Consider the following 24,059-nt stretch of genomic DNA (forward strand, 5'->3'; position numbering starts at 1 on the left):
CATGGTCACCCTCGCCTGCCTGCGGCTCTGGCTCCCATGACTTTCCGGACACCCCCTAGGGCCTGTCCGGCGGATCCGGTCTGGGACGCGGGGCCTGGCACGCCCACCGGCACCACGCAGCAGAGGCCGCTCGGCGGCGACCGGATCCGCCGGACAGGCCCCGGGCACGACGAAGCCGGGTGCCCGGCCGGGGTCCGTGGGGACTCGCGGCCGGGCACCCGGCTTCGTCATTGCTCCGCCGGATCAGCCGACCACGGTCCAGGTGTCCTTGCCGGCGAGCAGGGAGCCGAGGTCGCCCTTGCCGTTCTGCTCGATGGCGGTGTCGAGCTGGTCGGACATGAGGGTGTCGTAGACCGGCCGCTCGACCGAGCGGAACACCCCGATCGGGGTGTGGTGCAGGGTGTCCGGGTCGGCGAGCCGCGACAGCGCGAACGCCGTGGTCGGCGAGGCCTGGTGGGCGTCGTGGACCAGGATGTCGGCCTCGTTCTCCGGCGTGACCGGGACGACCGCGAGGTCACCGGTGGCCGCGTCGCGGACGACGCCCTTGGCCCGGTCCGCGCCGAAGCGGATCTGCTGCCCGTGTTCGAGCCGGATGACGGCTTCCTCGGCCTGGTCCTTGTCCTTGAGGACCTCGAAGGCGCCGTCGTTGAAGATGTTGCAGTTCTGGTAGATCTCCACCAGGGCGGTACCGGGGTGCTCGGCCGCCTGCCTCAGCACCTCGGTGAGGTGCTTGCGGTCGGAGTCGACGGTACGGGCCACGAAGGAGGCCTCGGCGCCGATCGCCAGGGAGACCGGGTTGAACGGGGCGTCCAGGGAACCCATCGGCGTCGACTTGGTGATCTTGCCGACCTCGGAGGTCGGCGAGTACTGGCCCTTGGTCAGGCCGTAGATCCGGTTGTTGAACAGCAGGATCTTCAAGTTGACGTTGCGGCGCAGCGCGTGGATGAGGTGGTTGCCGCCGATGGACAGGGCGTCGCCGTCACCGGTGACCACCCACACGCTCAAGTCCCGCCGCGAGGAGGCGAGTCCGGTCGCGATGGCCGGGGCGCGGCCGTGGATGGAGTGCATCCCGTAGGTGTTCATGTAGTACGGGAAGCGGGAGGAGCAGCCGATGCCGGAGACGAAGACGATGTTCTCCTTGGCCAGGCCGAGCTCGGGCATGAAGCCCTGCACGGCGGCCAGGACCGCGTAGTCGCCGCAGCCCGGACACCAGCGGACCTCCTGGTCCGACTTGAAGTCCTTCATGGACTGCTTGGCCTCGGCCTTGGGGACCAGTTGCAGCAGCTCGTTGGCGTGAGCGTCAGGCATGGATGGCCTCCTTGAGAGCGGTGGCGAGCTGCTCGGCCTTGAACGGCATGCCGTTGACCTGGTTGTAGGAGTGGGCGTCGACCAGGTACTTGGCGCGGATCAGGGTGGCGAGCTGACCGAGGTTCATCTCCGGCACGACGACCTTGTCGTAGCGCGCCAGGATGTCGCCGAGGTTCTTCGGGAACGGGTTGAGGTGGCGCAGATGGGCCTGCGCGATCGGCTCGCCGGCCGCCCGCAGCCGGCGTACGGCCGCGGTGATCGGACCGTAGGTGGAGCCCCAGCCGAGCACCAGGGTGCGGGCGCCGTCGGGGTCGTCCACGGTCAGGTCGGGGACCTCGACGCCGTCGATCTTGGCCTGGCGGGTGCGGACCATGAAGTCGTGGTTGGCCGGGTCGTAGGAGATGTTGCCCGTGCCGTCCTGCTTCTCGATGCCGCCGATCCGGTGCTCAAGCCCCGGCGTGCCCGGTACCGCCCACGGGCGGGCCAGGGTCTGGGGGTCGCGCTTGTAGGGCCAGAACACCTCGGTGCCGTCGGCCAGCGTGTGGTTCGGCCCGCTCGCGAACTGGACGCGCAGGTCCGGGAGTTCGTCGAGATCCGGCACCCGCCACGGCTCGGAGCCGTTGGCGAGGTAGCCGTCGGAGAGCAGGAACACCGGGGTGCGGTAGGTCAGGGCGATGCGCGCCGCGTCCAGGGCCGCGTCGAAGCAGTCCGCCGGGGTCTTCGGCGCGACCACCGGCACCGGGGCCTCGCCGTTGCGCCCGTACATCGCCTGGAGCAGGTCGGCCTGCTCGGTCTTGGTCGGCAGGCCCGTCGAAGGCCCGCCGCGCTGGATGTCCACGACGAGCAGCGGCAGTTCGAGCGAGACGGCGAGGCCGATCGCCTCGGACTTCAGGGCCACGCCCGGGCCGGACGTCGTCGTCACCGCGAGCGAGCCGCCGAAGGCCGCGCCGAGCGCCGCGCCGATCCCGGCGATCTCGTCCTCGGCCTGGAAGGTGCGCACGCCGAAGTTCTTGTGCCGGGACAGCTCGTGCAGGATGTCGGAGGCCGGAGTGATCGGGTACGAGCCCAAGTACAGCGGCAGATCGGCCTGTTGGGCCGCCGCGATCAGTCCGTAGGACAGGGCCAGGTTCCCCGAGATGTTGCGGTAGGTCCCGGCCGGGAAGGCCTGGGTCGCGGGGGCGACCTCGTAGGAGACGGCGAAGTCCTCGGTCGTCTCGCCGAAGTTCCAGCCCGCGCGGAACGCCGCCACGTTGGCCTCGGCGATCGCGGGCTTCTTCGCGAACTTCGAGCGCAGGAACTTCTCGGTGCCCTCGGTCGGCCGGTGGTACATCCACGACAGCAGGCCGAGCGCGAACATGTTCTTCGACCGCTCGGCCTCCTTGCGGGAGAGGCCGAACTCCTTGAGCGCCTCGATCGTCAGCGTCGTCAGCGGCACCGGATGCACGTTGTACGCGGACAGCGAGCCGTCCTCAAGGGGCGAGGTGTCGTAGCCGACCTTCGCCATGGCCCGCTTCGCGAACTCGTCCGTGTTGACGATGATCTCGGCGCCCCGCGGCACATCCGCCAGGTTGGCCTTCAGCGCCGCCGGGTTCATCGCGACCAGCACGTTCGGCGCGTCGCCCGGGGTCAGGATGTCGTGATCGGCGAAATGCAGCTGAAAGCTCGACACACCGGGAAGCGTTCCGGCAGGTGCCCGGATCTCGGCCGGGAAGTTCGGCAGCGTCGACAAGTCGTTTCCGAACGACGCGGTCTCCGACGTGAACCGGTCACCGGTGAGCTGCATACCGTCACCCGAGTCACCCGCGAAGCGGATGATGACCCGGTCGAGTCGCCGGACTTCCTTCTCGCCGGCTGGCTTGCGCTGCTCCCCGACGACGGCCTCATCGGGTCCGTCTGCCTGCTCGGCTGGGCTACTGACCTGGCTGGTCACTGAACTGGACCTCCCTCGGGCGGGCTGCTCGGGCGCATCCGGCCGACCGGTAGCGCCAAGGCCCACCCTACGTCGGTAAGGGTCGCCTTCCCTGGACCGCTCATATGTTGGACGCTCTTTTGAGACGCCTTATTGCCCTGAATTGCCACTCTTTGTTCGCCCCCCGGCCCTTCTGCTGAGTCGCCCGGCCATCCTTCTTTGGTTGTAGGTCCCGCCGTGACGGGAGCCCCGCGGGCGGGGTGTCAGTCCGGCCCGGCGACCGGAATGCGGCCCCGGCGGTCGTGGCCCGCCCGATCCTCGCCAGGGTGACACCCGGTCATGAATTGATATAGGTCAGGACCGCGAGAACGCGGCGGTGATCCCCGTCACTCGGCGAGAGTCCCAGTTTCAGGAAGATGTTGCTGACGTGCTTCTCGACCGCGCCGTCGCTGACCACCAATTGCTTGGCGATCGCCGAGTTGGTCCGGCCCTCGGCCATGAGTCCTAGGACCTCCCGCTCGCGCGGCGTCAGATTGGCCAGCACGTCCTGCTTGCGGCTGCGCCCCAGGAGCTGCGCCACGACCTCCGGGTCGAGGGCGGTGCCGCCCCGGGCGACCCGCACCACGGCCTCGACGAACTCCCTGACCTCGGCCACCCGGTCCTTCAGGAGATAGCCGACGCCCCGGCTCGACCCGGCGAGCAGCTCGGTCGCGTACTGCTCCTCCACGTACTGGCTCAGCACCAGGACGCCGATGTCCGGGTACAGCGCGCGCAGCTGGACCGCCGCGCGCACGCCCTCGTCGGTGTGCGTCGGCGGCATTCGTACGTCCGCCACCACCACATCGGGCAGCGCGCCCTGGTCGGCGAGTTCCCCCACGGTCTTGACCAGCGCCACCCCGTCGCCCACGCCCGCGACGACCTCGTGCCCCCGGTCGGTCAGCAGGCGGGTCAGGCCCTCCCGAAGCAGTACCGAGTCCTCGGCGATGACCACCCGCACCCTGTCCTCCACGACTCCACAGCCCCCGTGCTCTGTCGGCTCCCCAGGCCCGCGCCGTCGGGCGCGCGCCGCACAGCTCCGTGCAAGCCGTGACGTTGTGCCGTCCAGCATCTCAGCATCCGGCCGCGAAACCGCGCCCGCCAGGCAAAAACCCCCTGACCCGAGGTTTACGGGCCAGGGGGTGGTACCGGGTGCCGGCGTGTCGTCCGGGGCGTGGGGCGCGTCCGGTACGCGGCCGGGGACGCGCCCGGACGGTGGCTCAACTCCTATGAGCGCCAGGGAAGTTCGGCGGTGATGGCCGTCGGGCCGCCGGGCGGGGAGTCCACGGCGAGGACGCCGTCCACCGCGTCGAGCCGATCGGCGAGGCCCGCGAGGCCGGAACCCGCCGAAGCGTCCGCACCCCCGCGCCCGTTGTCGACGACCTGGAGCATCAGACGCTCGCCGGCCTGCCAGACGTCCACCGTGGCCCGGCTCGCGCCGCTGTGCTTGCTGACGTTCTGGAGGAGTTCGGAGACGGTGAAGTACGCGATGCCCTCAATGGCCGGAACCGGTCGGCCCGGCAGGTCCACCTCGACCCGGACCGGCACCGTGCAGCGGGACGCGACGGCGGAGAGGGCCGCGTCCAGGCCCCGGTCGGTGAGGACCGCGGGGTGGATGCCGCGGGCCAGGTCGCGCAGCTCCTGGAGGGCGACCTTCACCTCGCCGTGCGCCTCGTCGACCATGCGGGCCGCCGTCTGCGGGTCCTCGGTCAGCTTCTCCTTGGCGAGGCCGAGGTCCATGGCGAGGGCGACCAGGCGGGCCTGCGCCCCGTCGTGCAGATCGCGCTCGATGCGGCGCAGATCGGCGGCCGAGGTGTCCACGACCACGCCGCGGTCCGACTCCAGCTCGGTGACCCGCTCCTCCAGGCGCGAGGGGCCGAGCAGCCCGACGACCATCACCCGGTCCACCGCCGTGAGGCCGCGGATCAGCCACGGCACGGCCAGCGTGATCAGCAGGCCCGCGGCTGCGGTCAGGCCGATCTCGAACGGCGTGTCCAGGTACACGTCGTGGTGGTCGTCGCCGTACAGCTGGAGTCCGGCCTGCCCGGCGTACATCGGGAACACCCAGCGCCACAGCGGGTAGCTGAACAGCGCCCAGCCGGTCAGCCAGAGCGGCAGCGCCGTGCAGAAGGCGAAGACCGCCCAGGGGAAGTGGAGCACCGCGTAGATCAAGTGGCGCCAGGAGACACCGCTCTTGAGGACTCCGCCGATCCACGCCATGAGGCCGCCGCGCGAGCGCACCGGCCGCGGCTCGTCGATCTCGACCCCGAGCAGCGCCCGCGCCCGGGCCCGCTCAAGCATGCCGAGCCCCCGGCAGCCCATCAGGGCCACCGCCATCAGCGGGATGCCGATGAAGGTGATCAGGAGCCCGGCGCTCGCCGACACCATGGGCACGGCCCAGCAGAACAGCACGACGCTGATCGGCAGGCTCAGCAGCAGATAGCCGAACTCGCGGAAGGTGCGGCCCTCGAACGGCGCCCGCAGCACCGGCGGAAGGAGGTGCCGCCGGTGCTCGGGGGAGCGCGCCACGCCGTACCCGTACTCGGTGTCCATGGTCATCGTCCCGTCCGTCCGTTCCGTGTGCCGCGTGCACGCCGACTGCGCGCCGCCCCCTGTGACCTCCAGCCTGTCCTGCGCGGGCGCCCCCGGCCATGGAGCCGGTCACCCTCTTCGACCGGGGGTTTTCCCTACCCCGGGACCCCAGGGCGCTCCCGAGGGCGCTCCAGGGCCCCGGCCGGTCCCGCGGGGCCCGGCGCCGGTTCTGCGGGGCCCCGTCAGTCCTGCGGGCCCCGGTCGCGCCATGGCAGCTCGGCGGTCACGGCCGTCGGGCCGCCGGCCGGCGAATCGAGGACGAACAGGCCGTCCACCGCGCCGAGCCGCTCGGCCAGCCCCGCCATGCCGGAACCGCCGTCGAGCCGGGCTCCGCCCACCCCGTCGTCCTCGACCTGGATGAGCAGCCGGTCCCCGCTGCGCCACACCTCGACCGACGCGGCCCGGGCCCGGCTGTGCTTGCTGACGTTCTGGAGCAGCTCGGAGACCGTGAAGTACGCGATGCCCTCGATGGCGGGCGCGGGCCGTCCGGGCAGGTCGACGGCGACCTTGACCGGGACCGTGCAGCGTGTCGCGATGGCGGAGAGGGCGGCGTCGAGACCACGGTCGGTGAGGACCGCGGGGTGGATGCCGCGGGCCAGGTCGCGCAGCTCCTGGAGGGCCAGCTTCACTTCGCCGTGCGCCTCGTCGACCATCGCGGCCGCCGTGTCCGGGTCTTCCAGGAGCTTCTCCTTCGCCAGGCCGAGGCCCATGGCGAGGGCGACCAGGCGGGCCTGCGCCCCGTCGTGCAGATCGCGCTCGATCCGGCGCAGGTCCGCCGCCGCCGTGTCGACGACCACGCCCCGGTCGGACTCCAGCTCCGCGATCCGCCGCTCCAGGCTGTCCGACGGGGAGAGCAGGGCGCGCACCATCATCCGGTCCGCGTTGGTCAGCCCCCGCGCGACGAAGCCGAGCAGCGGCCACGCCACGAACAGCGAGACCAGCGTCACCGTGAAGGTCAGGATCCCCCAGGGCAGCCGCACGAACTCGTACAGCACATTGCGCCAGGCCACCGGGTCGCGCAGGCTCGTCCACAGCCAGGGGAAGAAGCCGCCGTGCCTGCTCGGGCGCGCCGGGATCGGGGTGGGCTCCTCGACGTGCACCCCCAACAGGGCCCGGGCCCGCGCCCGTTCGGCCTTGCCGAGCTGGCGTGCGCCGAGCAGTCCCACGGCGAGCAGCGGAAGACCGATCACGGTGACGGAGAGACCGAGCCCGAGGGCGACCATCACGACCACGTAGACGAAGCCGATCAGGGCCATCGGGAAGTCGGCGAGGAGATGCGCGATCTCCTTCCAGGTGTGCCGCTCGTAGGCGAACCGCACGACGGGCGGAGCGGTCTTCTCGTCGCCGGTGGCCGCGCCCGGCTGTTCTGCTGCGTACCGCTGCTGCTCGCGGGGGGTCCTGGTCATGGTGCCAAGCCTGCCGGGCGGAGATCGGCGGCGCCATGGGGTGCCGCACCCTCCTTGTGCGGGGGAAAACCCCACCCCGGCGGCCCACCCCGTGAGACGCGCCTGCGAAGGGCCCCCTTAGCAGGGCCTAGACTCCCGTCCGTACACAGCGTCGAACAGGGCGCGACGAGATCATCGAGGCCAGGGAGCGAGGGGCGCGACGTGCCGGAACCGACCGTGCGCCAGATGCCGGTGTTGGCTGCCGACTACTTCCACAGCTATGCGGTCGTGGGCCTGCTCGCCGTCGTCGGCGTGCTGTTCGTCGCCGTGGCCTTCGGGGCCGGGCGGCTGCTGCGGCCCGTGGTGCCGACGCCGGAGAAACTCCTCACCTACGAGTGCGGCGTCGACCCGGTGGGCGAGGGCTGGGCGCACACCCAGGTCCGCTACTACGTCTACGCCTTCCTGTACGTGATCTTCGCCGTGGACTCGATCTTCCTCTTCCCCTGGGCGACCGTCTTCGCGGCCCCCGGCTACGGCGCGACCACCCTCGTCGAGATGTTCATCTTCCTCGGCTTCCTGGCCGTGGGACTGCTCTACGCATGGAAGAAGGGCGTCCTGGAATGGACGTGACGACTCCCGGACCCGCGTCGCAGCCCGTGCTGCTGCCCGAGCCGAAGAAGCTGGGCGTGCTCTCGCGCCTGGCCCCCGAGCCGATGAAGGTGGTCCTCAACTGGGGCCGCCGCTACAGCCTCTGGGTCTTCAACTTCGGCCTCGCCTGCTGCGCGATCGAGTTCATCGCGGCCTCCATGGCCCGCCACGACTTCATCCGGCTCGGCGTGATCCCCTTCGCGCCCGGACCGCGCCAGGCCGACCTCATGATCGTCTCCGGCACGGTGACGGACAAGATGGCGCCCGCGGTCAAGCGGCTCTACGAGCAGATGCCCGAGCCCAAGTACGTCATCTCCTTCGGCGCCTGCTCCAACTGCGGCGGCCCCTACTGGGATTCGTACTCGGTGACCAAGGGCGTGGACCAGATCATCCCGGTCGACGTGTACGTGCCCGGCTGCCCGCCCCGGCCCGAGGCGCTGCTCCAGGGCATCCTCAAGCTCCAGGAGAAGATCGCCCGCGAGTCGCTCGGCGAGCGGTACGCGAACGCGGCCACCCCGGCCCAGCTGACCAGCGGGCTCGTCACGGCCCCGCCGACCCCGGGGGAGGACCGGGCGTGACCGCGTACGACAGCCTGCCCGACGGCGTTGCGGACGTCTTCGGCGCGGAGGCCACGGCGGAGGAGGCCTACGGGCTGCTCACCGTCGACGTGCCCGCGGGATCGTGGATCGCCGCGCTCGAAATCGCCCGCGACAAGCTGGGCTGCACCTACTTCGACTGGCTGAGCGCGGTCGACGAGCCCGGCACGGGCTTCCGGGTCTGCGCGCATGTCGTCTCGCTCGGCGAGGGCCGGGTCCGCCGTCTGCTCGTGCGCACGACCGTGCCGCACTCGGCTCCGGTGCTGCCCTCCGCCATCGACGTCTACGCGGGCGCGGCCTGGCACGAGCGCGAGACCCACGAGATGTTCGGCGTGGACTTCAGCGACCATCCGCACCTGGTCCCGCTGCTCCTCCCCGAGAACTTCGAGGGCCACCCCCTGCGCAAGGACTTCGTCCTCGCGGCCCGCGTCGCCAAGGCGTGGCCCGGCGCGAAGGAGCCGGGGGAGCCCGCGGCGGGGACGGCGCACGGCGGGCCCAAGCGCCGTCAGATGCTCCCGCCCGGCGTCCCCGACCCGAACGAATGGGGCCCCCTGAAGGGCCAGCTCCCTCCGGCCCCGGCCCGTCCCGCCCGCACCCCGCGTGCGGCGGGCGCGGCCGGCGCCGAACGCCCGGCCCGGGCCGCGGGCGACCGCCCGGTGCGGCGCGCCCGAAGCGTGTCGGAGGGCTCGGCTTCGCAGTCGGCCGCCCCGGCCGTCACGGAGGGTGCCGCGACTGCGGAGCCCACGCCTTCGGAGGCCCCTGCGGTACGCCCGAGGCGGGCCCGCACGGCGAGCGAGGGCTCGGCGTCGCAGACGGCCGCCCCGGCCGTCACGGAGGGTGCCGCGACTGCGGAGCCCACGCCTTCGGAGGCCCCTGCCGTACGCCCGAGGCGGGCCCGCACGGCGAGCGAGGGCTCGGCGTCGCAGACGGCTCCGGAGGGCCCGGACGGCCAGGGGACACCGGCTGCTCCGAAAAGCCCGGCCCCGCCGGAGGCTCCGGCGGGGCCGGGCAACCCGGACGCCCCGGCCACCCCGGACGCCCCGGGGACCCCGGTACGTTCGGAGGGCCCCGCCGGCCCGGCCGCCCCGGAAACCCCTGTGGCCCCCGCTGCCCCCGAAGCGCCCGCCGCCCCGACGGGGCCCGGTGCGCCCGAGACCCCGGCAACTCCCGACGCCCCCGAGGCGCAGGAGAGCCCGGTCGGCCCCGGGACCCCGGAAGCTCCGCCCACTCGCGAGGCCCCGGAAAGCCCGGCCGCCCGCCCCCGGCGGAGCCGCAGTGCCAGTGAGGGCTCCGCCTCGCAGCAGGGCGCGGACACGCAGAAGCGGGCCGCCGCTCCGCCCCGTACGCGCAGCTCGGACGCCCCCTGGCACAGCCCGAAACCCGCCTTCGACGAGGAGGAGCCGGCCGCGAAGCCCGCCCCGGCCCCCGGAACCGAAGAGCCGGAACCCAACGGCCCCGCCGACCCCGACGTCGACTCCAGCGCCGAACCCACCGACCCAGCCGAACCCACCGACCCCGCCGGAGGCGACCCGCGTGAATGACGCACTCGACGTCGCCGTCCGGCTTGTCGTCGTCTTCGTCGTGTTCCTGGTCCTCCCCCTCGTCGTCGGGCAGACCGAGCACAAGGTGATGGCGCACATGCAGGGCCGGCTCGGCCCCATGTACGCGGGTGGCTTCCACGGCTGGGCCCAACTCGTCGCGGACGGCGTGAAGTTCGCCCAGAAGGAGGACGTCGTCCCGGCGGCCGCCGACCGGCGCATCTTCCAACTCGCCCCTGCCGTCGCCCTGTTGCCCTACCTCCTCGTCCTCGTCGCCGTGCCGATCGGCCCGAGCGAGGGCGCGGTCGGCCAGGTCGTCGACGCGGGCATCTTCTTCGTGCTCGCCGTGATGGGCGTGGGCGTGCTCGGCTCGCTGATGGCGGGCTGGGCATCGGCCAACAAGTTCTCCCTGCTCGGCGGACTGCGCACCGCGGCCCAGCTGCTCGCGTACGAACTGCCGATGCTGCTCGCCGCCGCCTCCGTGGCGATGGCGGCCGGCACGGTCTCGCTGCCCGGCATCCTCAACGCCTTCCACTGGTGGTGGCTGCCCTGGCAGATCGTCGGCGCCCTGGTCTTCTTCGTCGCGGGCCTCGCCGAACTCCAGCGCCCGCCGTTCGACATGCCCGTCGCCGACTCCGAGATCATCTTCGGTGCGTACACCGAGTACACGGGCCTGCGCTTCGCGCTGTTCCTGCTCGCCGAGTACGCCGGCATCGTCGTCCTGTGCGGCCTGACCACCGTCCTGTTCCTGGGCGGCTGGCACGGCCCGTGGGGCGCGGACGGCCTCGGCTGGGTCTGGACCCTGCTCAAGACGGCCGTGCTCGCCTTCGTCGTGATCTGGCTCCGGGTCAGCTACCCCCGCCTCCGCGAGGACCAGTTGCAGAAGCTCGCCTGGACCACGCTCATCCCGCTCGCGCTCGCCCAGATCGCGCTCACCGGCATCGTGAAGGTGGCGATCAGCTGATGTCTGAGTCTCTCCCGCCCACCCGGCCCCGGATCCCTGGTTCGGGCCTCGCCAAGGGCCTCGCCGTCACGCTCCGCACGATGACGAAGAAGACCGTCACTGCGCAGTACCCCGACGTCCAGCCCGAACTACCGCCCCGCAGCCGGGGCGTGATCGGCCTGTTCGAGGAGAACTGCACGGTCTGCATGCTGTGCGCCCGCGAGTGCCCCGACTGGTGCATCTACATCGACTCCCACAAGGAGACGGTGCCCGCCGCCGTCGAGGGCGGCCGCGAACGCAGCCGCAATGTCCTCGACCGCTTCGCCATCGACTTCTCGCTCTGCATGTACTGCGGCATCTGCATCGAGGTGTGCCCCTTCGACGCGCTGTTCTGGTCGCCGGAGTTCGAGTACGCGGAGACGGACATCCACGAACTCACCCACGAGCGCGACAAGCTGCGCGAGTGGATGTGGACGGTGCCGGCCCCGCCCGCGCTCGACCCCGGCGCCGAGGAGCCGAAGGAGGTCGCCGCCGCCCGCAAGGCCGCCGACAAGCTGGCCGCCGCGCAGGCGGCCGCTTCGGCCACCCCGGACCCGGCCACCCCGGACCCGGCCACCCCGGACCCGGCCACCCCGGACGCCGCGTCCCCGAACCCGGCGACCCCGGACTCCGGCCCCGAGGGAGGCCGGGCATGAGCGCGACCCTCGCCCAGGCGGCGCTCACCGCACCGCAGGGCTTCCTGTCGCCGAGTGGCGTCGAGATCGCCTTCCTCCTGGTCGGCATCGCCACCCTCGGCGCGGCCGTCATGACCGTCACAACCCGGCAGCTGGTGCACGCCGCGCTGTGGCTGGTCGTGGCGCTCGGCGGCCTGGCCGTCGAATACCTGCTGCTCACGGCCGAGTTCATCGCCTGGGTGCAGGTCCTCATCTACGTCGGTTCGATCGTCGTGCTCCTCCTGTTCGGCCTGATGCTCACCAAGGCCCCCATCGGCCGCTCCCCGGACGCCGATTCGGGCAACCGCTGGGTGGCCCTGACCGTGGCCGTCGCCGCCGCCGGGACCCTGGTCTGGGTCGTCGTGGACGCCTTCCGCACCAGCTGGATCGACCTCGACGGACCGGCCCAGGGCTCCACCAAGGTGTCCGGCGAGATCCTCTTCCGGCACTGGGTGCTGCCTTTCGAGGCGCTGTCCGTACTGCTCCTGGCCGCCCTTGTCGGCGCGATCGTGCTGTCCCGCAAGAGCGCCCCCGATGACACCCCCGGTGAAGCCTCGGCCGCAGCCGCCCCCGGTGGGCGCTCCGCAGCCGCCCCCGGTGAGCCCTCCGCCGCCGCCCCACCTGAGACGGAGTCGCGCTGATGCACCTCGCCTATCCCGCCGTGCTCGCCGTCCTCCTGTTCTGCACCGGGCTCTACGGTGTGCTCGCGCGGCGCAACGCGATCCTGGTCCTGATGTCCGTCGAGCTGATGCTCAACGCCGTCAACCTCAACCTCGTCGCCTTCGACGTCTGGCTGCGCGACACCCTCCACGGCGGCCAGGCGCTCACCCTGTTCACCATCGCCATCGCCGCCGCCGAGATCGGCATCGGCCTCGCGATCGTGCTCGCGGTGTACCGCAATCGCGGCAGCTCCGACATCGACCGGCTCCGCGACACCGCCGAGGGCCCCGACCCGGCCGACCCCGAAGGTCCCGAAGACCCCGCCGCCCCGGCACAGAAGGCTGAGGCCGCCGCGTGACCACCACGACCCTCGCCGTCCTCGTTCCGCTCCTTCCGTTCCTGGGCGCCGCGGCCGGCCTGCTGCTCGGCCGCCGCGCGCCCGGCTTCGTCCGCCCGCTCGCCGTGCTGCCGACGTTCGCCGCGTTCGTCCTCGCCGTCGTCGTCGCCGTGGACCAAGGCGGCGGCAAGGCGATCGACGCGGCCACCCGGCTCACCCCGACCGGCTCGGTGCCGATCGAACTCGCCCTCCACCTGGACGGGTTCGCGGTCCTCGTCGCCGTCCTGGTCGGCCTGGTCGCCACCTGCGTCCAGCTCTACTCCACGGGCTATCTGCGCGACGACCCGCGCTACACCTCGTACGCCGCACTCGTCTCGCTCTTCACCTCCGCGATGCTGCTCGTCGTCTACTCCGGCGACCTGATGGTGCTCCTGGTCGGCTGGGAGATCATGGGCATCTGCTCGTACTTCCTGGTCGGCCACTACTGGGAGACTCCCGAGGCGCGGGCCGCCTCGCTGAAGGCCTTCCTGGTCACCAAGCTCGGCGACGTCCCCTTCCTCATCGGTCTGTTCGCGCTCGCCACCGACGCCGGCGCGTTCCGGATCACCGGCGTCGTCCAGGCCGCCCTGACCGGCGGCATCGGGCACCCCACCCTCATCGCCCTGCTGCTGCTCGCGGGCGTGGCCGGCAAGTCCGCCCAGTTCCCGCTGCACACCTGGCTGCCCGACGCGATGGCCGGCCCGACCCCGGTCTCCGCGCTGATCCACGCGGCGACGATGGTCGCCGCCGGCATCTACTTCGTGGCCCGGCTGCTGCCCGTGTTCGCCGCGTCCGCCGCCGCGATGACCGTGCTCGCCGTGATGGCCGCGATCACCATGGTCGGCTCGGGCCTCGCCGCGCTCGCCCAGGACGACATCAAGCGCGTCCTCGCGTACTCGACCATCGGCCAGCTCGGCTATCTGTCGGGCGCCCTGGCCGTCGGCGACCGCGGCGCCGCCGTCTTCCACCTCCTGTCGCACGGCGCCTTCAAGGCGCTGCTCTTCCTCGCCGCCGGCGTGGTCATCCACGCGGCCGGCACCAACTCCCTGACCGCCATGTCCCGCATGGACGGCCTGGCCAAGCGCATCCCCGACGCGTACTGGACGATGACCGTCGCCCTGCTCGCGCTCGCCGCGATCCCGCCCTTCGCCGGCTTCTTCTCCAAGGAGGCCGTCCTGTCCGCCGCCGAGCACACCGCGCTCGGCGAGAGCCAGATCGCCCCGTCCGGCGCCGGCTGGACCGTGCTGATCGCCGGGCTCCTCACCGCCCTCCTGACCGCCGCGTACGCGACCCGCCTGTGGCTGCTCGCCTTCCGCGGCAGGGGAGCGGAGGCCCCCGACCACGGTCGTCAGCCGTTCGTCATGAACGCCGTCCTGTGGGTGCTCGCCATCCCCTCCATCGGTTTCGGTCTCACCGCCGGCTACCTCGGCGACTGGTTCGACGGGCGCGCGCTCACCCCGTCCGTCACCACCGCCGTCCTGTCCACGGGCGTCGCCCTGGTCGGCGGCCTGGTCACCTACGCGGCCTGGCGCCACACCTCGGCCCTGGCCGCCCGCACCCCGATGGGCGCCGTCGCCGCCCACCCCGAGGGCGACGGAAGCCTCGTCGAGGAGGAGGCCATCGCCAGCCACACCGAGGTCTACGGCTCCATCGCCTCCGCCCCCGACCCGGCCGACCCGGGCCGTCTCCTGCTCGGCCCGCTGCACCGCCACGCGGCCACCGGCTTCCACCTGGACGCCGTCTACTCCGCCCTGTTCGTCCGCCCCGTCCTGGCCGCGGCCGGGCTGGTCCGCTTCCTGGACCGGGAGGTCGTCGAGACGTATGTGCGCGCTGCGGGCGCGGGGCCGCGCTGGCTCGGCCGGGCCGTGCGCCGGGCGCAGAACGGCAATGTGCAGAGCTACCTCAGCGCGCTGCTGGCCGGCTCACTCGTCCTGGCGGCCGCCGTGGTCGTCCTTGCCAACGTCACCGCGGGGTCCTGAGCCGTGATCGATATCAGCGAGTCCGTGATGCAGTTCCTTCTGGCGTTCATCGTCGTCGTCCCCCTCATCGGCGCCGTCGCCGCCCTGCTCCCCGCCCCGCCCGGGCTCCGGGGCAGGAGCCCCGACCAGGCCGTGCTCCGCCACGGCGTGACCGTGACCGGCGTGATCCTGGTCGCCGCGATCGTCCTCGCGCTCGGCTTCGACCGCGGCCATCCGTCGAAGATGCAGGCCACGACGGACATCCAGTGGATCCCGGCGCTGAACATCCACCTCCACCTCGGCATCGACGGCATCTCCCTCCCCCTCCTCGTCCTGACCGCGCTGCTGACCTTCCTCTGCGCGCTGTACAGCTACTTCAAGATGCCGTCCGGCCCCGGCCCGAAGGCGTTCGTCGCGCTCCTGCTCGTCCTGGAGTCCGGCACCCTCGCCACCTTCGCCGTCCTCGACCTCGTGCTGTTCTTCCTCGCGTTCGAGATGGTCCTCATCCCGATGTACTTCCTGATCGCCCGCTGGGGCGGGGCCGAAAGGACCGCCGCCGCCTGGAAGTTCATCCTCTACACCCTGCTCGGCTCCGTCGTCATGCTGCTCGGCCTGCTCCTGATCGGGCTCAAGGCGGGCACCTTCGACATGGTGGCACTCGCCACTGACAACGGCCGGGGGCTGACCACGTCCGTGCAGGTCATCGCCGTTCTGGCGATCGGGATCGGGCTCGCGGTCAAGACCCCGATGTTCCCCCTGCACAGCTGGCTGCCGGACGCCCACACCGCCGCCCCGACCGTCGGCTCGGTGCTGCTGGCCGGCGTCCTCCTGAAGATGGGCACGTACGGGTTCGTGCGCATCGTGCTGCCGATCGCCCCGCACGGCATGCACACCTTCGCGCCGTATCTGGCCGCCTTCGCCGTCGCCGGGATCATCTACGGTTCGCTGGCCTGCCTCGCGCTCGCCAAGCAGGGCAACAAGGGCGACCTGAAGCGGCTCATCGCGTACTCCTCCGTCGGCCACATGGGCTTCGTGCTGCTCGGCATCGCCTCGATGACCCCGACCGGCGTGAACGGCGCGCTGTTCGCCAACATCGCCCACGGCCTCATCACGGGCCTGCTGTTCTTCCTGGTCGGCGCCCTCAAGGACCGCTACGGAACCGCCGACCTCGACACCCTGGCCGGCGCCACCGGGGCCGCCCTGTACGGCAGGGCGCCACGCCTGGGCGGGCTCCTCGCCTTCGCGGCCGTCGCCTCCCTCGGGCTGCCCGGACTCGCCGGGTTCTGGGGCGAGATGCTCGCGATGTTCGGCGCCTTCGACCCGGCGGCCGGCCTCAGCCGCCCCGCCTTCCTCACCTTCGTGGCGATCGCCGCCCTCGGCACCCTGCTCACCGCCGCGTACCTGCTGGTCGTCGTGCGCCGGGTCTGCATGGGCGGCAAGCCGAGCGAAGGCCCGCAGCTCGCCGACATCCAGGGCTACGAGTTCGCCGCCTGGAGCCCGCTCGTCGCGCTCACCGTCCTCGCCGGGCTCTGGCCCGCGGTCCTCCTCGGCCTGACCGACCCGGCCGTCCAGAAGCTCCTCGCAGGAGGCAAGTCGTGACCCCCGACGTCACCACCGCGGCGGCCGGCACCGCAAGCCTGGTCCAGTCCGTCGACTGGGTCGCGATCGCGCCGCCCCTGATCGCCGCCGCGGTGGCCCTGGTCGTGCTGCTCGCCGATCTGTTCCTGCCGCCCGCGCGCAAGCCGCTGCTCGGCTGGATCACGATCGCGGGCCTGGTCGCGGCGCTCGCCGCGCTGGTGCCGCTGCGCACCGGCAGCCGCTCCACGTTCTGCCTGACCGCCAACCCGGACGCGTGCAGCTACACCGCCGACCAGTTCGCCTTCGTCATCCAGGCCCTGGTCCTCGGCGGCGCCCTGCTCACCGCGCTGCTCTCGATGAAGGACACCGAGGAGAAGCTCCCGGCGGGCGAGTTCTGGTTCCTGCTGCTGTCCTCGGCGGCCGGCGCGGCCCTGCTGCCCGCCGCCCGCGACCTGGCCACCCTCGTCGTCGCCCTGGAGGTCGCCTCGCTGCCGGCCTTCGCGCTGGTCGGCCTCAAGCGCGGCGACCGGCTGTCCTCCGAGGCGGCCCTGAAGTTCTTCCTCTCCTCGGTCACCGCCACCGCCGTGATGCTGCTCGGCGTCAGCTTCGTGTACGCGGCCACCGGCACCCTGCACCTCACGGAGATCGCCACCAGGCTCGCGGACGTGCCCGGTCAGCTGGGCACGGTCGCCGAGACCGGAGTGGTGCTGACCCTGGTCGGCTTCGCCTTCAAGACGGCCGCCGCGCCCTTCCACTTCTGGGTGCCCGACACCTATGTGGGCGCGCCGCTGCCGGTCGCCGCCTATCTGTCCGTCGTCGGCAAGGCAGTCGGCTTCTCCGGACTCATCCTGGTGACCGTCATCGCCTTCCCCGCGTACGCCGACGTGTGGGGTCCGGCGCTCGCGGTGCTCGCCGCGCTGACCATGACCATCGGCAACGCGGCCGCCGTGCGCCAGGCCGCGAGCCGCGCCCACAGCGCGGTCCGGCTGCTCGCCTGGTCCTCGGTGGGCCAGGCCGGCTACCTCCTGGTGCCGATCGCGGCCGCCGCGTACTCCGGCGACGACAAGGTCGGCGCCACCGTCGCGTACGCCCTGATGTACGCCGTCGTGAACCTGGGCGCCTTCGCGGTGGCCGCCCTGGTCGCCCGCGGCAAGCCGCTGAACCGCCTCACCGACTACCGGGGCCTGTACGCCGAGCGCCCCCTGGCGGCCCTGGCGCTCGCCTTCTTCCTGCTGTGCCTGGCCGGTCTGCCGCCGGGCATCATCGGCCTGTTCGCCAAGGTCACCGTGTTCTCGGCGGCCGTGGACGCGGGGCTCGGCTGGCTGGCGGTCGTCATGGCCGTCAACGTCGTCGTCGCCCTGTACTACTACCTGCGCTGGACCGCGATCCTGTTCCGCTCGCCGGAGAGCGCCGACGAGCCGTCCGAGGCGGCGGGGGAGCCCTCCGGGACCGCCGGGACCGCCGGGACCGCCGGGACCTCCGAGATCCCCGAGATCCCCGAGATCCCCGTGCGGCCCGTACGCTCCCGCGTCCCGGCGCCCCTCGCGGTCGCCATCGCGCTCACCGCGATCGCCGGCGTCGTCCTGTCGGGCCTGCCCCAACTCGCCCTGCACTTCGCCTCGGTGACCCTCTTCTGACGGACCCGCGCCCGCCCACGGGCGCGCGCGGGGCGTGCCGGAGACGACGTGCCCTCTTGCGGCCGCCGCCGCGTTGTGGCGAGCCTGGAGCGAGGGCACGGTTTGGTGCGCAGGTGCTGGAGCAGGCACTGTCGTACGCGCACACCCGGGCGCGTACGCGTGTACGACAGCGCGGATCCAGACGAGACACATCAGGGAGCAGAGCGGTGCTGAGCGGGTTCAAGGACTTCATCCTGCGCGGGAACATAGTCACGATGGCGGTCGGTCTGGCCGTCGGATCGGCGTTCACCGCGGTGGTCACGGGCTTCAGCACCGCGTTCATCACCCCGCTGATCGGCCTGGCGACCCGCTCGACCGGCGACTTCAGCACGGCGACCTTCACCGCCCAGGGCGTGACGTTCCCGTACGGCAAGTTCGTCGGCGCGGCCATCGCCTTCGTGATCACCGCTGCCGTGCTGTACTTCATCGTCGTCGTGCCCATGATGAAGGTGCAGGCCCGCTTCGACCGCAAGGACAAGCCGGTCGACATCAAGGCCGCGCTGCGCGACTGCCCGCGCTGCTACTCGCAGATCCCCGGCATCGCCAGCCGCTGCTCGTACTGCACCAGCGAGATCGAGCCCGACGAGGCGGCCCTGGAGATGGCCGGGCTGCCCGCGCAGCGCTGAGCCCGCCCCGTACGGCGTAACGCGCCCTCCAGCGCGCACAAGGGAACCCGCGTCCCCCGCCTGGCGTTGACCAGTACGGGAGGGTCCACTGGACAGTGGAAGGACCACCAGCGATGGCTCCCCACCGCACCACTTGGAGGGCGTACCGTGCACCGCCGGCACAACGGGCTGAGGACAGCTGTCCTCCTCGGAGGACTGTCCGCGCTCATCATCGTCATCGGAAGCTTCTTCGGCCGCACCGGGCTGATCGTCGCGGTTCTGATTGCCCTTGGCACCAATGCCTACGCGTACTGGAACAGCGACAAGCTGGCCCTGCGCGCCATGCGGGCCCGCCCGGTCAGCGAGTTCGAGGCCCCGGCCCTGTACCGGATGGTCCGCGAGCTCTCGACGCAGGCCCGCCAGCCCATGCCCCGGCTGTACATCTCGCCCACGCAGGCCCCCAACGCGTTCGCGACGGGCCGCAACCCGCGCAACGCGGCCGTCTGCTGCACGGAGGGGATCATGCAGATCCTCGACGAGCGGGAGCTGCGGGGCGTGATCGGGCACGAACTGAGCCATGTCTACAACCGGGACATCCTGATCTCCTCGGTGGCCGGCGCGCTCGCCTCGGTGATCATGTTCCTGGTCAACTTCGCCTGGCTGATCCCCGTCGGCCGCTCCAACGACGACGAGGGCCCCGGCATCTTCGGCATGCTCCTGATCATGATCCTGGGCCCGCTCGCGGCCTCGGTCATCCAGCTCGCGATCAGCCGCTCCCGCGAATACGAGGCGGACGCGTCCGGCGCCCAGCTCACCGGTGATCCACTGGCCCTGGCCAGCGCGCTGCGCAAGCTCGAAGCGGGCACCCAGCAGCTGCCGCTGCCGCCCGAGCCGCGCATCGAGACGGCCAGCCACATGATGATCGCGAACCCCTTCCGCCCCGGTCAGGGAGTGTCCAAGCTGTTCTCGACCCACCCGCCGATGGCGGAACGCATCACCCGACTCGAACAGATGGCAGGTCGCCGCCCGTGAAGACAATCCTGAACGTCATCTGGCTGATCCTGTGCGGCTTCTGGATGTTCCTGGGCTACCTGCTGGCGGGCGTCCTGCTGTGCGTCACCATCATCGGCATCCCGTTCGGCATAGCGGCGTTCCGCATCGGCGTGTACGCCCTCTGGCCGTTCGGCTACACGGTCGTCGACCGGCAGGGCGCGGGCGCGCCCTCGTGCGTCGGCAACGTCCTGTGGCTGGTGCTCGCCGGCTGGTGGCTGGCGCTCGGCCACATCGTCACGGGCATCGCGCTGTGCGTCACGATCATCGGCATCCCGCTGGGCATCGCCAACTTCAAGCTGCTCCCGGTGTCGCTGCTGCCCCTGGGCAAGGAGATCGTCCGCACGGACGAGCCGTTCGCCGCGCGCTGAGGGGCGAGCGGGACGGCAGCCTGCCGCGGGCCGTCGGGGGCGGCCCCTGTGGCCTGCGCCGCACCCTGAAGCGAGGCGCAACCGTGCGTGCCGCGACGGCGTCTTCCCCGACGACCGAATGGTTGCGGGGTTACGCAATACGGCAGATGCCCCGCGCAGCGCGTACGAAAGGCAGGTTCCCGGAATGGGCATCTTCAGCTGGATCGTTCTCGGCCTGCTCGCCGGGGTGATCGCCAAGGTCCTGCTCCCCGGCCGCGACCCGGGCGGACTGATCGGCACGACCCTCATCGGTATCGCGGGAGCGTTCGTCGGCGGCTGGATATCGGCCCGCTGGCTGGACCGCCCGATCGCCAACCACTTCTACGACGGCGCCACTTGGGCGGCCGCGATCGGCGGCTCGCTGGTGCTGCTGATCATCTACCGCATCCTGTTCGGCAATTCACGCAGCCGCTGACCAACCGGCCACCGCGGCAAGGCGGTCAGCCGCCGAGCCCGGTGTCGCGCAGGGTGATGTTGAGCCGGCCACGAGCCATGCCCGTGGCCGGCTCGCCCGTTCCCGGAAGCACTTTGGGCACACCGTGATAGGCGAAGCGGGACGCCCCGCCGAAGACGAACAGGTCGCCGGACACGAGCTCCACATCGGTGTAGGGCCGCCCCCGGGTCTCGGCGTTGCCGAACCGGAAGACACAGCTGTCCCCGATGCTGAGCGAGACGACCGGCGCGTCGGACTTCTCGTCCTTGTCCTGGTGCAGCCCCATCCTGGCGGTGTCGTCATAGAAGTTGATGAGCGCGGTGTCGGGCGCGTAGCGCGCGGCGGCGGCACCGTCCCCGTACGCGGCAGCCACCGCCGACCGCCCCAACTGGCCCAGCCAGTCCGGGAACGGGGCGACGGGCAGCCCGTTCACATCATCGGCCACCCGGGTGTACCGATAGGGCTGCCAATGCCACCCGACGCACACCGTCCGCACCGACATGACACCGCCGCCCGGCAGCTCGGTGCGACGGATCGGCACGGGGCCCCGGGCCCACTCCCGGCAGGCGGCGACGAGTTCCCGCTGCCGCGCGATCGAGAGCCAGCCCGGCATGTGGACCGCGCCCGGCGCGACCTCGACCCGCTCGGGCCGAGGCAGCCGGAACAGCCCCTCGCTCATGACGTCGGGGCGCCTTCGAGCCCCAGCAGCGCCCGCTTGCGCTCCAGCCCGCCGGCGTACCCCTTGAGGGAGCCGTCGGAGCCGATCACGCGGTGGCAGGGTCGCACCACGAGCAGCGGGTTCCGCCCGATGGCGGTGCCCACGGCCCGCACCAACACGGCCGAGGCGCCGAGCCGCCGGGCGATCTCCCCGTACGAGACCGTCGTCCCGTACTCGATCGCGTCCAGCTCGGCCCAGACCTGGCGCTGGAAGGCGGTGCCGGGGGCGCCGGCGGCGTACTCGATGTCGAACCGGGTCAGCTCGCCGGCGAAGTACGCCCGCAGCTGCGCGGCGATCGCGTCGAAGGCGTCCGGCGCGTGCCGCCACCCGTCCTGGACGACGGCGCCGCCCTTCTGCCCCGGCACGGAGAGCGAGACCAGCGCGGTCCCGCCCGGCGCGGTCGCGGACTCCTCCCCGACCAGCAGCAGCTCACCCAGAGGGCTTTCGAGGGTCGCGTAGACAGTCATCGCACATTCCCTTCCTTGCGTACGACATCGAGTCTGCGACCCTCGACCGCGTGGCGCTGGCGGAATTCGGACACCACGTCCGGACGCCGGCGCATCGGGCGGACGATCTCAGCGGTAGTTCACGAACTGGATCGCGAAATCGAAGTCCTTGCCCTTGAGCAGGGCCTGGACGGCCTGGAGGTCGTCGCGGCTCTTCGAGGAGACGCGCAGCTCGTCGCCCTGCACCTGCGCCTTGACGCCCTTGGGGCCCTCGTCGCGGATGACCTTCGCGACCTTCTTGGCGTTCTCCTGGGAGATGCCCTCCTCGATGGAGGCGAAGATCTTGTACTCCTTGCCGGACAGCTGCGGCTCGCCCGCGTCCAGCGACTTCAGGGAGATGCCGCGCTTGATCAGCTTGGTCTCGAAGATGTCGAGGATCGCCTTGACCCGCTCCTCGCCGTTCGCCTGCATCAGGATCTTCTCGCCGGACCACGAGATCGAGGCGTCGGTGCCCTTGAAGTCGTAGCGCTGCGAGATCTCCTTCGCGGCCTGGTTGAGGGCGTTGTCGACCTCCTGCCGCTCGACCTTCGAGACGATGTCGAAACTGGAGTCGGCCATGTCCTGTGGCTCCTTGGTTCGGTTCTGTGTCGGGTGCGCACGAGCCCTGCGGCCGAACGCGCGGCGACCCGGCCCCACTGCCGAACCACCGCCCCAAAGCCTAGCCACCCCATGCCGGGCGAAGCGTTGATCAATGGGGTGGCGAAGCACCCCTGGGCATCGGGTATCGTTTACGTCGTTGCCACGGAGCACCGCCGAAAAGCGGGAACCGGAGGCGACATCCCATGGCGGTGTGCCCGAGTGGCCAATGGGAACGGACTGTAAATCCGTCGGCTCTGCCTACCCAGGTTCGAATCCTGGCGCCGCCACAGTGGGTGAAACCCCTGGTGACCTGAGAAGGTCACCAGGGGTTTCTTCGTTGTGCGCCCCCTTCCGAACGGGCTGCCCTGCCGGGGGGATGGCGGTGGGGGCCGTCTAGAGTCGCGGGGATCTGGCCCATGGGGGGACCGGGGGCAGGTGGGGACGTATGCGTAATCGACGAGCCGTGGTCTGTGGAGCGGCGCTGGCCGGGCTGCTGGTGTCCGGGTGCGGGGGCTCCGGCGAGGCCCGGCCCCGGGACGTCGGGAAGCTTCTGGACGGCGCGAGCACACGGCCCTATTCGGTTCAGTTGCAGGCGACTTCACTGCGGAACGGTGTGCAGGTTTACCGGTCGCAGGGCCGGGTGAACCTCAACGGTCCACTCACGGGGCGGCTCGACGATCAGGTCAGGGGCCATCCGGGTGAGGAGGTCGTCATCACGGCCGCCCATGTCTACCGCCGCCCTGTGACGGGAGGCGGACCCTGGCAGCCCTTCGACGCCGCCACGGCGGAGGGCGGGATTCCCACCAAGAACCTGCCCGGATATGCCCGCCTGCTCATCGGCCACGGAGCCCGGGCTGTCGACGGCGACGACGAGGGGACCGGTCCCACGTGGCGCCTCTCCGCCCGGATCACGCCCGCCGACCTGAAAGGGGTCGACCCCGTCGTCGCGGGCAACCTCGACGGCGTCGGGTCCGTCGCCAGCGACCTCTGGGTCGACGGGCAGGGGCGCGTGGTGCGCGTGGAGCAGCAGTTGCACGCGCCCGACGGCTCGGCGATCAAGAACACCCTCACCCTGCGCGACTTCGGGGAGCCCACGAGCGTCACGGACCCCGGTTAGTCCTGCCGGGTCAGTTTCCCGCCACGCCCTTCACGGCCACCACCACCGGCGCCGAGCCGCTGATCAGCTCCAGGGTGAGGCCCGCCGTCGCGGGGGAGTCCACGAGTTCGGCCAGGACCGCGGCCACGTCGTCGCGGGGGATCGTGCCGCGGCCGGTCGAGGCGGCCAGGGTCACCAGGCCCTTGCCCGCGTCGTTGGTCAGCATGCCGGGGCGCAGGACCGTCCAGTCCAGGTGCTCGCGGGAGCGTACGGCGTCGTCGGCGGCGCCCTTGGCACGCAGGTACTCGTCGAAGACCTCGTCGCCCTGGTGGGCCGAGTCCGCGCCCATCGACGACACGATGACGTAGCGGCGTACGCCCGCCCGCTCCGCCGCGTCCGCGAGCAGGACCGCCGCCCCGCGGTCCACCGTCTCCTTGCGGGAGGCGTCGCTGCCCGGGCCTGCGCCCGCCGCGAACACCACCGCGTCCGCGCCCTGGAGCGCCTCGGCGACCGCCTCCACCGTCGCGGACTCCAGGTCGAGGACCACCGGCTCCGCGCCGACCTTCCGCAGGTCGTCCGCCTGTTCCGGCTTGCGGATGATTCCGGCCACCTCGTCGCCGCGCGCCGCCAGCAGGCGTTCGAGCCGCAGCGCGATCTGACCATGACCTCCAGCGATGACAATGCGCATGCTCCCGACGGTACGCGGAGATGCCGTCGCTCGCCGGTGGAGCGGGTGGAGCGGTGGC

24 protein-coding genes and 1 tRNA gene are annotated in these 24,059 nt (G+C 71.7%); 16 read left to right on the forward strand and 9 right to left on the reverse strand.

The genetic code is table 11. From position 1 onward, the window contains the following. Window positions 1-243 precede the first annotated feature (243 nt). The 5 genes from CG740_RS27925 to CG740_RS27945 form a co-directional block, all read right to left on the reverse strand. Entirely contained in the window at window positions 244-1,308 is a 1,065-nt protein-coding gene (locus CG740_RS27925) for a 2-oxoacid:ferredoxin oxidoreductase subunit beta (RefSeq protein ID WP_100578058.1), read from the reverse strand. Beyond that, window positions 1,301-3,238: a 2-oxoacid:acceptor oxidoreductase subunit alpha gene (locus tag CG740_RS27930; RefSeq protein WP_100578059.1), complete on the reverse strand. Its 1,938-nt coding sequence runs from the start codon at window positions 3,236-3,238 to the stop codon at window positions 1,301-1,303. Before CG740_RS27930 ends, CG740_RS27925 begins: the two co-directional genes overlap by 8 nt. Before the next feature lie 316 nt (window positions 3,239-3,554). Beyond that, window positions 3,555-4,214 carry a response regulator transcription factor gene (locus tag CG740_RS27935; RefSeq protein ID WP_199846606.1) on the reverse strand — a complete coding sequence of 220 codons (660 nt, stop codon included), beginning with the start codon at window positions 4,212-4,214 and terminating at the stop codon, window positions 3,555-3,557. Window positions 4,215-4,480: 266 nt separating this feature from the next. Continuing rightward, window positions 4,481-5,806, reverse strand: coding sequence for a sensor histidine kinase (locus CG740_RS27940; RefSeq protein WP_100578211.1), 1,326 nt, complete (start codon window positions 5,804-5,806; stop codon window positions 4,481-4,483). A gap of 221 nt (window positions 5,807-6,027) precedes the next feature. Beyond that, on the reverse strand, window positions 6,028-7,251 hold the full coding sequence (locus tag CG740_RS27945) for a sensor histidine kinase (RefSeq protein ID WP_100578061.1): 1,224 nt from the start codon (window positions 7,249-7,251) through the stop codon (window positions 6,028-6,030). Window positions 7,252-7,476: 225 nt separating this feature from the next. Between CG740_RS27945 and CG740_RS27950 the strand changes: the two genes are divergently transcribed. From CG740_RS27950 to CG740_RS28015, 14 genes are all read left to right on the forward strand, one after another. After that, complete coding sequence (locus CG740_RS27950; protein ID WP_100578212.1) at window positions 7,477-7,860, forward strand: NADH-quinone oxidoreductase subunit A; 384 nt, start codon at window positions 7,477-7,479, stop codon at window positions 7,858-7,860. After that, entirely contained in the window at window positions 7,851-8,456 is a 606-nt protein-coding gene (locus CG740_RS27955) for an NADH-quinone oxidoreductase subunit B (protein WP_100578062.1), read from the forward strand. Before CG740_RS27950 ends, CG740_RS27955 begins: the two co-directional genes overlap by 10 nt. Continuing rightward, window positions 8,453-10,015 carry an NADH-quinone oxidoreductase subunit C gene (locus CG740_RS27960; RefSeq protein WP_100578063.1) on the forward strand — a complete coding sequence of 521 codons (1,563 nt, stop codon included), beginning with the start codon at window positions 8,453-8,455 and terminating at the stop codon, window positions 10,013-10,015. The genes CG740_RS27955 and CG740_RS27960 overlap by 4 nt, the downstream gene beginning before the upstream one ends. Then, the gene (locus CG740_RS27965) at window positions 10,008-10,976 is read left to right on the forward strand and encodes a complex I subunit 1/NuoH family protein (RefSeq protein WP_100578064.1); all 969 of its coding nucleotides are present in this window, start codon (window positions 10,008-10,010) and stop codon (window positions 10,974-10,976) included. Before CG740_RS27960 ends, CG740_RS27965 begins: the two co-directional genes overlap by 8 nt. Then, on the forward strand, window positions 10,976-11,650 hold the full coding sequence (locus CG740_RS27970; RefSeq protein ID WP_100578065.1) for a NuoI/complex I 23 kDa subunit family protein: 675 nt from the start codon (window positions 10,976-10,978) through the stop codon (window positions 11,648-11,650). Before CG740_RS27965 ends, CG740_RS27970 begins: the two co-directional genes overlap by 1 nt. Beyond that, the gene (locus CG740_RS27975; RefSeq protein WP_234376518.1) at window positions 11,647-12,309 is read left to right on the forward strand and encodes an NADH-quinone oxidoreductase subunit J family protein; all 663 of its coding nucleotides are present in this window, start codon (window positions 11,647-11,649) and stop codon (window positions 12,307-12,309) included. The genes CG740_RS27970 and CG740_RS27975 overlap by 4 nt, the downstream gene beginning before the upstream one ends. After that, window positions 12,309-12,686 (forward strand): NADH-quinone oxidoreductase subunit NuoK, encoded by a 378-nt coding sequence (gene nuoK, locus CG740_RS27980; protein WP_100578066.1) that lies wholly within the window; start codon window positions 12,309-12,311, stop codon window positions 12,684-12,686. Before CG740_RS27975 ends, nuoK begins: the two co-directional genes overlap by 1 nt. Continuing rightward, window positions 12,683-14,683: an NADH-quinone oxidoreductase subunit 5 family protein gene (locus CG740_RS27985; RefSeq protein WP_100578067.1), complete on the forward strand. Its 2,001-nt coding sequence runs from the start codon at window positions 12,683-12,685 to the stop codon at window positions 14,681-14,683. Before nuoK ends, CG740_RS27985 begins: the two co-directional genes overlap by 4 nt. Window positions 14,684-14,686: 3 nt before the next feature. Beyond that, window positions 14,687-16,261 carry a complex I subunit 4 family protein gene (locus CG740_RS27990; protein ID WP_100578068.1) on the forward strand — a complete coding sequence of 525 codons (1,575 nt, stop codon included), beginning with the start codon at window positions 14,687-14,689 and terminating at the stop codon, window positions 16,259-16,261. Then, window positions 16,258-17,877, forward strand: coding sequence for an NADH-quinone oxidoreductase subunit N (locus CG740_RS27995; RefSeq protein ID WP_100578069.1), 1,620 nt, complete (start codon window positions 16,258-16,260; stop codon window positions 17,875-17,877). The genes CG740_RS27990 and CG740_RS27995 overlap by 4 nt, the downstream gene beginning before the upstream one ends. Window positions 17,878-18,083: 206 nt before the next feature. Then, the gene (locus CG740_RS28000; protein WP_100578070.1) at window positions 18,084-18,542 is read left to right on the forward strand and encodes a large conductance mechanosensitive channel protein MscL; all 459 of its coding nucleotides are present in this window, start codon (window positions 18,084-18,086) and stop codon (window positions 18,540-18,542) included. Between the two features lie 147 nt (window positions 18,543-18,689). After that, window positions 18,690-19,553, forward strand: coding sequence for a zinc metalloprotease HtpX (gene htpX, locus CG740_RS28005; protein WP_100578071.1), 864 nt, complete (start codon window positions 18,690-18,692; stop codon window positions 19,551-19,553). After that, window positions 19,550-19,942, forward strand: a complete 393-nt coding sequence (locus tag CG740_RS28010; protein WP_100578072.1) for a YccF domain-containing protein — start codon at window positions 19,550-19,552, stop codon at window positions 19,940-19,942. Before htpX ends, CG740_RS28010 begins: the two co-directional genes overlap by 4 nt. 184 nt (window positions 19,943-20,126) lie before the next feature. Next, entirely contained in the window at window positions 20,127-20,396 is a 270-nt protein-coding gene (locus CG740_RS28015) for a GlsB/YeaQ/YmgE family stress response membrane protein (RefSeq protein WP_100578073.1), read from the forward strand. 25 nt (window positions 20,397-20,421) lie between these two features. Here CG740_RS28015 and CG740_RS28020 read toward each other — a convergent pair whose 3' ends face one another. The 3 genes from CG740_RS28020 to CG740_RS28030 form a co-directional block, all read right to left on the reverse strand. Then, entirely contained in the window at window positions 20,422-21,093 is a 672-nt protein-coding gene (locus tag CG740_RS28020; protein ID WP_100578074.1) for an alpha-ketoglutarate-dependent dioxygenase AlkB family protein, read from the reverse strand. Further along, window positions 21,090-21,599, reverse strand: a complete 510-nt coding sequence (locus CG740_RS28025) for a methylated-DNA--[protein]-cysteine S-methyltransferase (RefSeq protein ID WP_100578075.1) — start codon at window positions 21,597-21,599, stop codon at window positions 21,090-21,092. The genes CG740_RS28020 and CG740_RS28025 overlap by 4 nt, the downstream gene beginning before the upstream one ends. A gap of 108 nt (window positions 21,600-21,707) precedes the next feature. Further along, window positions 21,708-22,196 carry a YajQ family cyclic di-GMP-binding protein gene (locus CG740_RS28030; protein WP_100578076.1) on the reverse strand — a complete coding sequence of 163 codons (489 nt, stop codon included), beginning with the start codon at window positions 22,194-22,196 and terminating at the stop codon, window positions 21,708-21,710. 226 nt (window positions 22,197-22,422) lie between these two features. On the opposite strand from CG740_RS28030, the gene CG740_RS28035 reads away from it, so the two are divergent. After that, window positions 22,423-22,504, forward strand: a tRNA-Tyr gene (locus tag CG740_RS28035). Between the two features lie 158 nt (window positions 22,505-22,662). Next, window positions 22,663-23,334, forward strand: coding sequence for a hypothetical protein (locus CG740_RS28040; protein WP_159030419.1), 672 nt, complete (start codon window positions 22,663-22,665; stop codon window positions 23,332-23,334). 10 nt (window positions 23,335-23,344) lie between these two features. Here CG740_RS28040 and CG740_RS28045 read toward each other — a convergent pair whose 3' ends face one another. Continuing rightward, window positions 23,345-24,001, reverse strand: a complete 657-nt coding sequence (locus tag CG740_RS28045; RefSeq protein ID WP_100578078.1) for an SDR family oxidoreductase — start codon at window positions 23,999-24,001, stop codon at window positions 23,345-23,347. Window positions 24,002-24,059 lie beyond the last annotated feature (58 nt).

The organism is Streptomyces sp. CB01201 (assembly GCF_002803085.1).
Classification (GTDB): Bacteria; Actinomycetota; Actinomycetes; order Streptomycetales; family Streptomycetaceae; genus Streptomyces; species Streptomyces hundungensis.

Bases quoted from the DNA above. Each gene is read 5' to 3' on its own strand.
- CG740_RS27925 (WP_100578058.1), bottom strand. From the start codon at position 1,308: ATGCCTGACGCTCACGCCAACGAGCTGCTGCAACTGGTCCCCAAGGCC.
- CG740_RS27940 (WP_100578211.1), bottom strand. From the start codon at position 5,806: ATGGACACCGAGTACGGGTACGGCGTGGCGCGCTCCCCCGAGCACCGG.
- CG740_RS27945 (WP_100578061.1), bottom strand. From the start codon at position 7,251: ATGACCAGGACCCCCCGCGAGCAGCAGCGGTACGCAGCAGAACAGCCG.
- CG740_RS27950 (WP_100578212.1), top strand. From the start codon at position 7,477: ATGCCGGTGTTGGCTGCCGACTACTTCCACAGCTATGCGGTCGTGGGC.
- CG740_RS27955 (WP_100578062.1), top strand. From the start codon at position 7,851: ATGGACGTGACGACTCCCGGACCCGCGTCGCAGCCCGTGCTGCTGCCC.
- CG740_RS27970 (WP_100578065.1), top strand. From the start codon at position 10,976: ATGTCTGAGTCTCTCCCGCCCACCCGGCCCCGGATCCCTGGTTCGGGC.
- CG740_RS27975 (WP_234376518.1), top strand. From the start codon at position 11,647: ATGAGCGCGACCCTCGCCCAGGCGGCGCTCACCGCACCGCAGGGCTTC.
- nuoK (WP_100578066.1), top strand. From the start codon at position 12,309: ATGCACCTCGCCTATCCCGCCGTGCTCGCCGTCCTCCTGTTCTGCACC.
- CG740_RS28015 (WP_100578073.1), top strand. From the start codon at position 20,127: ATGGGCATCTTCAGCTGGATCGTTCTCGGCCTGCTCGCCGGGGTGATC.
- CG740_RS28020 (WP_100578074.1), bottom strand. From the start codon at position 21,093: ATGAGCGAGGGGCTGTTCCGGCTGCCTCGGCCCGAGCGGGTCGAGGTC.
- CG740_RS28025 (WP_100578075.1), bottom strand. From the start codon at position 21,599: ATGACTGTCTACGCGACCCTCGAAAGCCCTCTGGGTGAGCTGCTGCTG.
- CG740_RS28030 (WP_100578076.1), bottom strand. From the start codon at position 22,196: ATGGCCGACTCCAGTTTCGACATCGTCTCGAAGGTCGAGCGGCAGGAG.
- CG740_RS28040 (WP_159030419.1), top strand. From the start codon at position 22,663: ATGCGTAATCGACGAGCCGTGGTCTGTGGAGCGGCGCTGGCCGGGCTG.
- CG740_RS28045 (WP_100578078.1), bottom strand. From the start codon at position 24,001: ATGCGCATTGTCATCGCTGGAGGTCATGGTCAGATCGCGCTGCGGCTC.